We start from the raw sequence: 10058 nt of genomic DNA, 5'->3' as shown, positions 1-10058 counted from the left end.
GCCGTGCCCTTGGTCGAAGAGTTCGATCGCGGCTTTGGCTTGTTCGTCTGTGATCAGACAGTCCTTACGCATGGAATGGTCCCTTCAAGTTGGCTTGTGTTGATCACAGTCCAACTTTTGGGGACCACTCCAGCGCGAGGTTGCTGGGCCGCCGTCAGGTAGCAATTGGGAGGTCAGCGGCGGAGGATGACGGTTCCTGCCGCAAGATCGTGGACTCCGCGGTTGTCGCGGTTGAAGATGAGCGCCGGAATGACGAGCACGACGAGAACGGCGCGGATGAGCGACTTGAGCAGTCCCGGCACGTGACCGTCGAGGCGCCGGACTTCGATGCCGAAGAGGCGATGGCCGACTGAATAGCCGAGAGTGCCCACGAGTACGAAATTCTCGAGGGCGAAGAACGCGGGCGCGAGGATCGGATTCGCCGGATCGATGAGATTGGCGATCGCCAGACACATCAGCCAGTCGACGAGCAGGGCGAGGATTCGCTTCCACGCCGGGGCCAGAGAATGCGAGCCGTTGACAGGCAGACCCAGCCGCTTTCCGGGCCAGTCGTCTTCTTCCCTGTCGAACCGGGGCCCTTCGAGCCAGGAACCAAGGTCGTCACGATTGATCACTCCCCCAGCCTACGAAATCCGGCCTGAGTGGATCCTCAGGAAACATGCCCGAAACATGGGCGACATCATCACTTCACTCTTCGGCGACTAAGATTGACCGTGGTCAGGACAAACGGCCACCGTACACGAACTAGGAGACCTAAGTGTTCTCGTCTGCTGAAGAACTCGTCAACTACATATCGGACAATGACGTCAAATTCGTCGATGTCCGGTTCTGCGACCTGCCCGGTGTGGTCCAGCACTTCAACCTCCCCGCCGCTTCATACGGCACGGAGGAGATCACCGAAGGTCTGCTCTTCGACGGGTCCTCCATTACAGGCTTCCAGGGCATCCACGAATCGGATATGAAGCTTTTGGCCGATGTCACCTCCGCGTACATCGACCCCTTCCGTGAGGCCAAGACGCTGGTCGTCACGCACTCGATCGTCGATCCGTTCACCGATGAGCCCTACTCGCGTGATCCGCGTCAGGTCGCAGCCAAGGCCGAGGCCTACCTCGAATCCACTGGAATCGCCGACACTGTCTTCTTCGGCGCTGAGGCTGAGTTCTACCTCTTCGACTCCATCCGCTACGAGAACACTCCCGGCGGCAGCTTCTACAAGATCGGCTCACAGGAAGCCGCGTGGAACACCGGCTCTGATGAGGTCGGCGGAAACCAGGGCTACAAGACCCCGTTCAAGGGCGGCTACTTCCCGGTCTCGCCGCAGGATCAGTACGCAGATGTTCGCGACAAGATGTCGCTGACGCTCGAGGAGATCGGCTTCGAGATGGAGCGGGCGCACCATGAGGTCGGCACCGCCGGTCAGCAGGAGATCAACTACAAGTTCAAGACGCTCCAGCACGCAGGCGATCAGCTGCTCGACTTCAAGTACGTGATCAAGAACACCGCCTTCGAGCTCGGCAAGTCTGCGACCTTCATGCCCAAGCCGCTCTTCGACGACAACGGCTCCGGCATGCACTGCCACCAGTCGCTGTGGAAGAACGGCGAGCCTCTGTTCTACGACGAGAACGGCTACGGCGGACTCTCCGACTTGGCTCGCTGGTACATCGGCGGACTCATCGAACACGCGGGCGCGGTGCTGGCGTTCACGAACCCGACGATCAACTCCTACCGCCGCCTCGTGCCCGGCTATGAGGCCCCGGTCAACCTCGTCTACTCCGCCCGCAACCGTTCTGCTGCGATCCGCATCCCCGTGACCGGATCCTCGCCGAAGGCCAAGCGACTGGAGTTCCGTGTTCCGGACCCCTCGTCGAACCCGTACCTCGCCTTCTCGGCCCAGCTCATGGCCGGACTCGACGGAATCCGCAACCGCATCGAACCGCCAGAGCCCATCGACAAGGACCTCTACGAGCTTCCGCCTGAGGAGGCCAAGGACATCAAGCTTGTGCCCGGAACCCTCGACGAGGCACTCAACGAGCTCGAGAAGGACCACGACTTCCTCACCGCCGGCGATGTGTTCACTCCCGACCTCATCGAGACGTGGATCCGCATCAAGCGTGAGAACGAACTCGATGTCGCGCGACTGCGTCCGACACCGACCGAGTTCGAGCTCTACTACGCACTCTGACCTCGGTCGACGGTCGATTCCAGATGAACTGAGATCCCGCCGCCGGGTGGAATAGAGTGAGGGCGTCACGGGTTATCACCCGTGGCGCCCTTTCGGCTCTGCGGCCGTCTACGCGGCCGGTCGGTTCACGCACCATCGGAGGGATGGACTTTGACGCATTATGACCTGCTGCTCATCGGCACCGGATCGGGAAACATGTTCCTCGACAAGCGGTTCGCCGGACTGAAGACCGCCATCGCCGAGGAATGGCACTTCGGCGGTACTTGCCTCAATGTCGGATGCATCCCGACGAAGATGTTCGTCTTTCCCGCCACCCTTGCCGAACAGGTCACCCAGGCCGACCGCTACAACCTGACCCCGACTCACCCGAAGGTCGATTGGGCCGGACTCCAGAACCGCATCTTCTCCCGCATCGACGCGATCGAGTCCGGAGGACGCGAGTACCGCAGCAGCGACCGTCAGCCCAATATCACCGTCGTCCCCGAACATGTTCACTTCACCGGGCAGAAGACCGTGCGCACCGCATCCGGCGAGGAGATCACCGCCGATCGCATCGTCATCGCCGCCGGCGCCCACCCGATCATCCCCGACATCGCCGGACTCGACACCGCCCGCATCGACACCGACGACTACCCGGTGTTCACCTCGAACACGGTGATGCGCCGCGCCGAACAGCCCCGGCGACTGGTCATCATCGGCTCCGGAATCGTCGCCATGGAATTCGCCCATGTATTCGCCGCCCTCGGCACCGAGGTGACTGTCCTGGCCCGTGGTGCTCGCCTCCTGGGCAATATCGACGAGGAGGCCGCCGACGAGTTCACCCGCATCTTCGACTCCTCCCACACCGTCCTCCACGGTGCCCAGTCCAAGCAGATCGACATCGCCGACGGTGGAGTCACGTTGACCCTCGAACCCAGCGGCCGCCTCGCCGAGGCGGACCTGCCGGAGACGATCACCGCCGACGGAGTGCTCGTGGCCACGGGAAGGGTTCCCAACACCGCCGAGCTCGATGTCGAGGCAGCCGGATTCGACACCACCGATGGCCACCGCCTGTCCGTGGACGATTATCAAAGAGTCCTCTCGGCCGGTCAGCCCGTTCCCGGAGTATTCGCTCTCGGAGACATCTCCTCACCCCATCAGCTCAAACACGTCGCCAACCACGAAGCGAAGATCGTCGGCCGCAATGTGGCCGCAGACGTTGCCGCAGGGTCACCGGGCAGTGCTCGGGCGAACGACCTCGCCGCAGTCAATCACCATGCCGTACCCGGTGCCGTCTTCTCCTCCCCTCAGGTCGCCTATGTGGGCATGACCGAAGCAGAGGCCACTGAGGCCGGACACGACGTCACTATCAAGGTGCAGAAGTTCTCCGATGTCGCCTACGGTTGGGCGATGGCCGATGACCCGGGAATCGTGAAGATCATCGCCGATCGGAGCACCCGGCGCATCCTCGGCGCCAATATCGTCGGGCACGAAGCGTCGATGCTCATCCAACCGCTCATCCAGGCCATGGCCTTCGGGCAGAAGGCCGACGAGGTGGCCACAGGGCAGTATTGGATCCACCCGGCACTGCCCGAGGTCGTTGAGAACGCCCTGCTCGGACTCGAATTCGACGACTGAGCACATCCACCGACTGCCGATTCGTCCCATGACCGAGAGATTCCGCACGCCGGCGGCTCTCGCCGCCGTCGAGTCAGAAGTCGTAGAAGCGGTGTTCCATCACGGAACGTGCGTGTCTGGTGATGCGCAGATAATCGTCTTCGAGGTCATGGCCCGCCCCTGCCGAATAGCCGAGGAGTCGGGCCGTGGCTTCGAGCTCGGTGTGATCGGCAGGCAGCGATTCCGCGATGCGTCCGCGGAAGAGCATCGCGGCCGAACGCACATCGGTGGCCAACTGCCAGGCCGCCGCCAGCTGGTCGGCGTCCTCAGCCGGCAGCAGGTTCTCGTGCGTGGCCACGTCGAGAGCCGCCAGAGTCGAGGTGGTTTGCAGGCCTTCCACCCGATGGGCGTGTTGGAGCTGCAGGAGCTGCACGGTCCACTCGACATCGGAGAGGCTGCCTCGGCCGAGTTTGAGGTGCCGCCGCTTATCGGCATTGCGGGGCAGCCGTTCGTCTTCCATTCGCGCCTTGAGCGTGCGCACCTGTGTCAACGCCTTCTGCGGCATCTCCTCCGGATAGCGCAGCGGATCGATGAGTGCCAGGAATGCCTCGAAGAGACCGTCATCGCCGGCCACTGGGCGCGCCCGCAGCAGCGCCTGTGCCTCCCAAGGCTGGGACCACTTCGCGTAATAGGCCTGGTAGGACGAGAGACTGCGCACCAACGGCCCGTTCTTGCCTTCCGGACGCAGATCGGCATCGAGGTCGACCCCCTGGGCTCCTTCGCTGGCTTTGAGTCGGGATGACAGCTGGAGCGCCACCTTCGTCACGTGTTTGCTCAGTTTCCCGCGGGCCTCGGCGTCGAGATCGTCTGACACGGGGCGGTAGACGAACATCGCATCGGCATCAGAGAAATAGCCGATCTCCCGTCCGCCCCAACGGCCCATCGCGATGATCCCCAATTCGTAGTCCGGAGTGTCAGGACCGTCGAGGTCAATTCGGACTGCCTGCAGGGCCCCTCGGACCGCCAAGTCCATGAGATCGGAGAGATCACCGGGTATATCGGTGCGTTCGCCGACGTTGAGGACGTCGCGCAGAGCGATCCGCAGCAGTTCACGGCTGTACGTCTCGCGGATCGGAGTCACCGCATCGGCGCCATGGCGCTTGAGCAGCCCGTCGACCTCGGCGTTGAGGATCGAGAGGTCACGAGCTTCGAGATTCACATGACGGTCCAGCCAGGCGACAGCGGCGGGCTGGCGCAGCAGAAGCTCCGTCGCATACCCGGACAGGGAGAGGACCTCGGCCACCGATTTGGCGGCCAGGCCGGAGTCGCGGAGCATCTTGAGGAACCACCCGGACGATGACAGCGATTCGCTGAGTCGTCGGAAGGCCAGCAGTGCTCGATCGGGTTCGACACCGTCGGAGAACCAGTCGAGCAGCGCCGGAAGCACCTGCTTGATGACCATGGCAGTGCGCGACATCCCTGTGGTCAGGGCCTTGATATGGCTCAAAGCACCCTGCGGGTCCACATATCCGAAAGCCTGGAGACGATCGGCGGCCGCCTGCAGGCTCGAACCCCGTTTCTGCGCGTCCACGACGGCTCCGTGGACGCCGACGGCCGCCTCGAGTATGGGCCGATAGAAGATCTGCTCATGGAGGCGGGTGACCTGCTTCGCATAATCGCGGCGAGCCTGTTCGAGGCGGTCGCCGGTCCGTGAACCTGACCGGAAGACCGAACGGGCCAACGTTCGCAGCTTGGCCTCATCGTCGGGAATGAGCGCATTGCGCATCATCCTCGGGATCTGAACGCGGTGTTCGACGACGCGCATGAAGCGGTACGCGGTGGAGAAGACGGAAGCATCCTGCTGGCCGATATAGCCGTGTTCTCCTAGCTCACCGAGAGCAACGAGTGTATTCGGGGTGCGGATGTCTTCGTCGTTGCGACCGTGGACAAGCTGGAGCATCTGAGCGGAGAATTCGACGTCCCGCAGCCCGCCGCGACCCAGTTTGATCTGGCGTGGGGCCTCGATCGCCGGGATGAGGTCGACGACGCGGCGACGCATCGCCCGGATTCCGTCGATGAAGCCGGGACGGCTGGCCGCCTGCCAGACCAAGGGCAGGAGAGACTCGGAGAAGGCTTGTCCCACCTCGCTGTGGCCGGCGACGGGCCGGGCCTTGAGGAGGGCCTGGAATTCCCAGTTCTCGGCGATATCGGCATAGTAGTGCTCGAACTCCGACAGCGTGCGCACGAGGGCTCCGGCTTTTCCTTCGGGACGCAGTGCGGTGTCGACCTCCCACAGTGCAGGCTCGCCTCCGGCGTCGGAGAGGATGCTGCGCATACGTTGGGCGAGATCGGTGGCCAGGCTCCTGGCACCTTCGGTCTCGGCGGAGTCGAGGACGAAGACGACATCGACATCGGAGACGTAGTTGAGTTCTCGTGCACCGGTCTTGCCCAGGGCGATGACCGCCAGACGGATGTCGGCCGCCTCGTCGAGTTCGGCTCGTGCGATGGCCAGGGCCGCGTCGAGGGCAGCGGCGGCAAGGTCGGAGAGGACAGCCATGACATGGTCGACGATTTCGTCCGGAGACTCCGCCGACAGATCATCGGCGACGAGGCGAAGCACCGCATCTCGATAGTTCCGTCGCAGCGCCTTGACCCCGTCATCTCCGGTCACTGCGGCGCGCGGAGCCGGATCCTCGGGGTCCGCACCGAGGGCCGAGAACATCTCTGATCTCAGGGACACCGCCGAGGCGGCAGGCGTGGAGATCAGCAGGAACGGGTCGGGGACGAGCAGCAGCGGCAGGGAGTCGGGATGCCGGACCAGATGGTCGACCATCGCTTCCGAAGTGCCGACGACCGCGAGGAGCCGGGCCAGGAGGGGGCGGTTGAGTTCGTCCTCGGCCAGCTCGCTCTTCGATCCGGTCCTCACTGCGTCCAGCAGGGCCGCGGAACCCTCCCCCGCGGCCTCGACCACGCGCAGCAGACCCAGCGCCGCTCCATGCGGGTCCGGGGTTGCCATGAGGAGATCAACGAACCGCGAATCAGTGGCAAGAGGGACGCCGAGGAGCTCATCGAGCTCGTGGAGGAACCGAGCGGTGGCCTCCGGGACGCTGGTCGTGCGTGAGGTGATTGCGGCCATCACATCGAGGTGAAGTGCTTCGCGAGCTCGTATGGAGTCACCTGCGCGCGATAGTCGGCCCATTCCTGCCGTTTATTGCGCAGGAAGAAGTCGAACACCTCTTCCCCCAGGGTCTCGGCGACGAGATCCGATCCCTCCATCAGCTCGAGGGCATGGGACAGGCTGCGCGGCAGCGCCTCGATCCCCATCGCCCGCCGTTCGGTGGAAGAGAGCAGCCAGACGTTGTCTTCGGCCTCTTCAGGCAGTTCGTAGCCCTCTTCGATCCCCTTGAGTCCCGCTGCGAGCATGAGCGCATACGACAGGTACGGGTTGGCGGAGGAATCCAGCGCACGGTACTCGACACGAGCGGACGAAGACTTTCCGGAGTTGTACTGCGGAACCCGTACGAGAGCAGAACGGTTGCGGTGGCCCCACGAGATGTACGACGGAGCTTCATGGCCGGTCCAGAGACGTTTATAGGAGTTCACGTGCTGGTTGGTCACTGCCGAAATCTCGGCGGCGTGGGTGAGCAGTCCGGCGATGAACTGTCGGCCGGTCTTCGACAGCTGATATTCGGCCCCCGGTTCGAAGAAGGCATTGTTCTCGCCCTCGAACAGGGAGACATGCGTGTGCATCCCATTGCCTGGGTGATCGGCCATCGGCTTGGGCATGAACGAAGCGTAGACGCCTTGGGAGATCGCGACCTCTTTGATGACCGACCGGAACGTCAAGACGTTGTCGGCCATGGTCAGCGCGTCGGCGTAGCGCAGGTCGATCTCGTTCTGGCCAGGTCCGGCCTCATGGTGGGAGAACTCCACCGACAGTCCCATGGCTTCGAGCATGGTGACTGCTTCGCGGCGGAAGTCATTGGCCGTTCCCCCGTTGACATGGTCGAAGTAGCCTGCTGTGTCGACGGGCATCGGCGCTGTGCCGTCGCTGATTCCGGTCACAGGGTCGAGATTGTCGGTCTTGAAGAGGTAGAACTCGATCTCAGGATGCACATAGAAGGTGAAGCCGCGTTCAGCGGCTTTGGCCAGAGTGCGTTTGAGGACGTTGCGCGGATCGGCCGGCGCCGGCTCTCCCCCGGGCACATGGATATCGCAGAACATCCTCCCGGTCGGTTCGGTCTCTCCGCGCCAGGGCAGCAGAGAGAACGTCGAGGGGTCGGGTTTGAGCACCATATCGGCCTCGAACACCCGGGACAGCCCTTCGACTGCCGAGCCGTCGAATCCGATGCCTTCGGAGAAGGCGCCTTCGAGTTCGGCGGGGACGATGGCCACGGACTTCAGCTGTCCCAGGACATCAGTGAACCAGAGTCGGATGAATCGCACTTCACGATCCTCGACGGTCCTGAGAACGAATTCCTCCTGACGCGACATCTGATCAGCCGTTCCACTTCTCGTCGTCTTCGTCCCACTGCTGGTTGCGCTCACGTGCCTTCTCCAGGGCGGCCCGGGCGACTTCCTCGGTCTCGTAGGGCCCCATGCGGTGGGCCCAGTCGCTGACCAGGCCCTTTTCCACGGTGTTCGTCTCGAGGTTGAAGTAGTACTTCGAGTTCGGGTCGTCGATATCTTCGTAGAGTCCCATGGCGAGCCTTCTCTCCTCTGCGGGGTTCTGCATTGACGCTTTCAGCTTACCGTTTCAAATCGCGAACTGACGGCACGTGTCGCTGATGCGTCGGAAGCGCCCTATCTGCATCTTTGGTGCAGTCTGAGCTCGACTGGAATCATGTTTTCCGCGTTGTCTGGCACCCAGACGCACTGATTTCGCATCTTTGGTGACGAAAACAGATTTAAAGGTTTGCTCTCCAAACCTTCTAAGGAATAGAGTTGACACCATCGAGGACCGACGGAGAAGTCGGTCGCCTCCGCCCCTGCGGCACACGATCAGGAGAGAAGAACACACCATGCGCATTTCAGTGCCCACCGAGGTCAAGAACAATGAGTTCCGAGTCGCCATCACCGCTGCCGGCGTCCATGAGCTCGTCGCCCACGGCCACGAGGTCACCGTGCAGGCAGGAGCCGGCGAGGGCTCCTTCATCGCCGATGCCGAATACGAGGCTGCAGGCGCGAAGATCGCCCCCGACGCCGCCACCACATGGGCAGCCGGCGACCTCGTACTCAAGGTCAAGGAGCCGATCGCCCAGGAGCACGGCTTCCTGCGCAAGGATCTCGTCCTGTTCACCTACCTCCACCTCGCCGCGGATGAGGCGCTCACTATGGCGCTCATGGAGGCCGGCACCACCGCCATCGCCTATGAGACCGTCCAGCCCGACGGCGGCGGACTGCCGCTGCTGGCTCCGATGAGCGAGATCGCCGGACGCCTGTCGACTCAGGTCGGCGCTCACAGCCTGCTCAAGGCCAACGGCGGCCGCGGGATCCTGCTGTCCGGCGTCCCCGGTGTCGAACGCGCGAATGTCGTCGTCATCGGTGCCGGTGTGGCCGGGACGAATGCCGCCCGGATGGCTCTGGGCCTCGGAGCGACCGTCGAGGTCATCGACATCAACATTCCGCGTCTGCGACAGATCGATGAGACCTTCGCCGGTGCCATCGGCACGAAGGTGTCGAACAAGTACGAGATCACGAAGTCTCTGGCCACAGCCGACCTCGTCATCGGATCGGTGCTCATCCCGGGCAAGAAGGCGCCGAAGCTCGTCACCGACGAGATGGTCGCTGGGATGAAGCCGGGATCGGTGCTTGTCGATATCGCCATCGACCAGGGCGGCTGCTTCGAGAATTCTCGTCCGACGACCCACGACGATCCGACGTTCACCGTCCATAACTCGGTCTACTACTGCGTGGCGAACATGCCGGGTGCGGTGCCGAACACAGCCACGGCGGCGCTGACGAATGCGACTCTGCCCTTTGCCGTGAAGATCGCCGACCAGGGGTGGCACAAGGCACTGTCGAACGATTCCGCTCTGGCCCGTGGTCTCAACATCCACAACGGGCACGTCACGAACGACAACGTTGCCGAGGCATTCGGCTTCGAAGCAGTGTCCGTGGCCCACGCCCTAGCCAACTGAAGAACCCCTATTACTACCTGACGGCGGCCCAGCAACCTCGCGTGGACTGGTCCCCAAAAGTTGGACTGCTGTGAGGTCAGCATAGTTCGTAAATAGGCTCACCATCCTTGGCGGTCTTGCTTCGATATTCCATCGGGGCA

The 10058-nt window shown here is 63.1% G+C and carries 7 protein-coding genes; 3 read left to right on the top strand and 4 right to left on the bottom strand.

The genetic code is table 11. The features are described 5' to 3' along the window. Window positions 1-173: 173 nt before the first annotated feature. Window positions 174-614, bottom strand: a complete 441-nt coding sequence (locus BI49514_RS15920; protein WP_101547432.1) for an RDD family protein — start codon at window positions 612-614, stop codon at window positions 174-176. A gap of 143 nt (window positions 615-757) precedes the next feature. Between BI49514_RS15920 and glnA (BI49514_RS15915) the strand changes: the two genes are divergently transcribed. Further along, a complete protein-coding gene (gene glnA / locus BI49514_RS15915) occupies window positions 758-2182 on the top strand; it encodes a type I glutamate--ammonia ligase (protein WP_101547431.1) in 1425 nt (474 codons plus the stop codon). A 150-nt stretch (window positions 2183-2332) separates the two neighbouring features. Further along, window positions 2333-3799, top strand: coding sequence for a mycothione reductase (locus BI49514_RS15910; RefSeq protein WP_101547430.1), 1467 nt, complete (start codon window positions 2333-2335; stop codon window positions 3797-3799). A gap of 73 nt (window positions 3800-3872) precedes the next feature. On the opposite strand, the gene BI49514_RS15905 is transcribed toward BI49514_RS15910, so the two are convergent. Genes BI49514_RS15905 through BI49514_RS15895 form a run of 3 tightly spaced genes read right to left on the bottom strand, consistent with a single transcriptional unit; the run spans window position 3873 to window position 8480 of the window. Next, the gene (locus tag BI49514_RS15905) at window positions 3873-6914 is read right to left on the bottom strand and encodes a bifunctional [glutamine synthetase] adenylyltransferase/[glutamine synthetase]-adenylyl-L-tyrosine phosphorylase (RefSeq protein WP_101547429.1); all 3042 of its coding nucleotides are present in this window, start codon (window positions 6912-6914) and stop codon (window positions 3873-3875) included. After that, the gene (glnA, locus tag BI49514_RS15900; protein WP_101547428.1) at window positions 6914-8272 is read right to left on the bottom strand and encodes a type I glutamate--ammonia ligase; all 1359 of its coding nucleotides are present in this window, start codon (window positions 8270-8272) and stop codon (window positions 6914-6916) included. Before glnA (BI49514_RS15900) ends, BI49514_RS15905 begins: the two co-directional genes overlap by 1 nt. A 4-nt stretch (window positions 8273-8276) precedes the next feature. Next, window positions 8277-8480: a hypothetical protein gene (locus tag BI49514_RS15895; protein ID WP_101547427.1), complete on the bottom strand. Its 204-nt coding sequence runs from the start codon at window positions 8478-8480 to the stop codon at window positions 8277-8279. Window positions 8481-8799: 319 nt separating this feature from the next. Between BI49514_RS15895 and ald the strand changes: the two genes are divergently transcribed. After that, on the top strand, window positions 8800-9918 hold the full coding sequence (ald, locus tag BI49514_RS15890; RefSeq protein ID WP_101547426.1) for an alanine dehydrogenase: 1119 nt from the start codon (window positions 8800-8802) through the stop codon (window positions 9916-9918). Window positions 9919-10058 lie beyond the last annotated feature (140 nt).

Source organism: Brevibacterium iodinum ATCC 49514, from assembly GCF_900169265.1.
In the GTDB taxonomy this organism is placed as follows: domain Bacteria; phylum Actinomycetota; class Actinomycetes; order Actinomycetales; family Brevibacteriaceae; genus Brevibacterium; species Brevibacterium iodinum.
The sequence above is the reverse complement of the archived record's forward strand: the minus strand, read 5'-3'. Positions and strand labels throughout refer to the sequence as shown.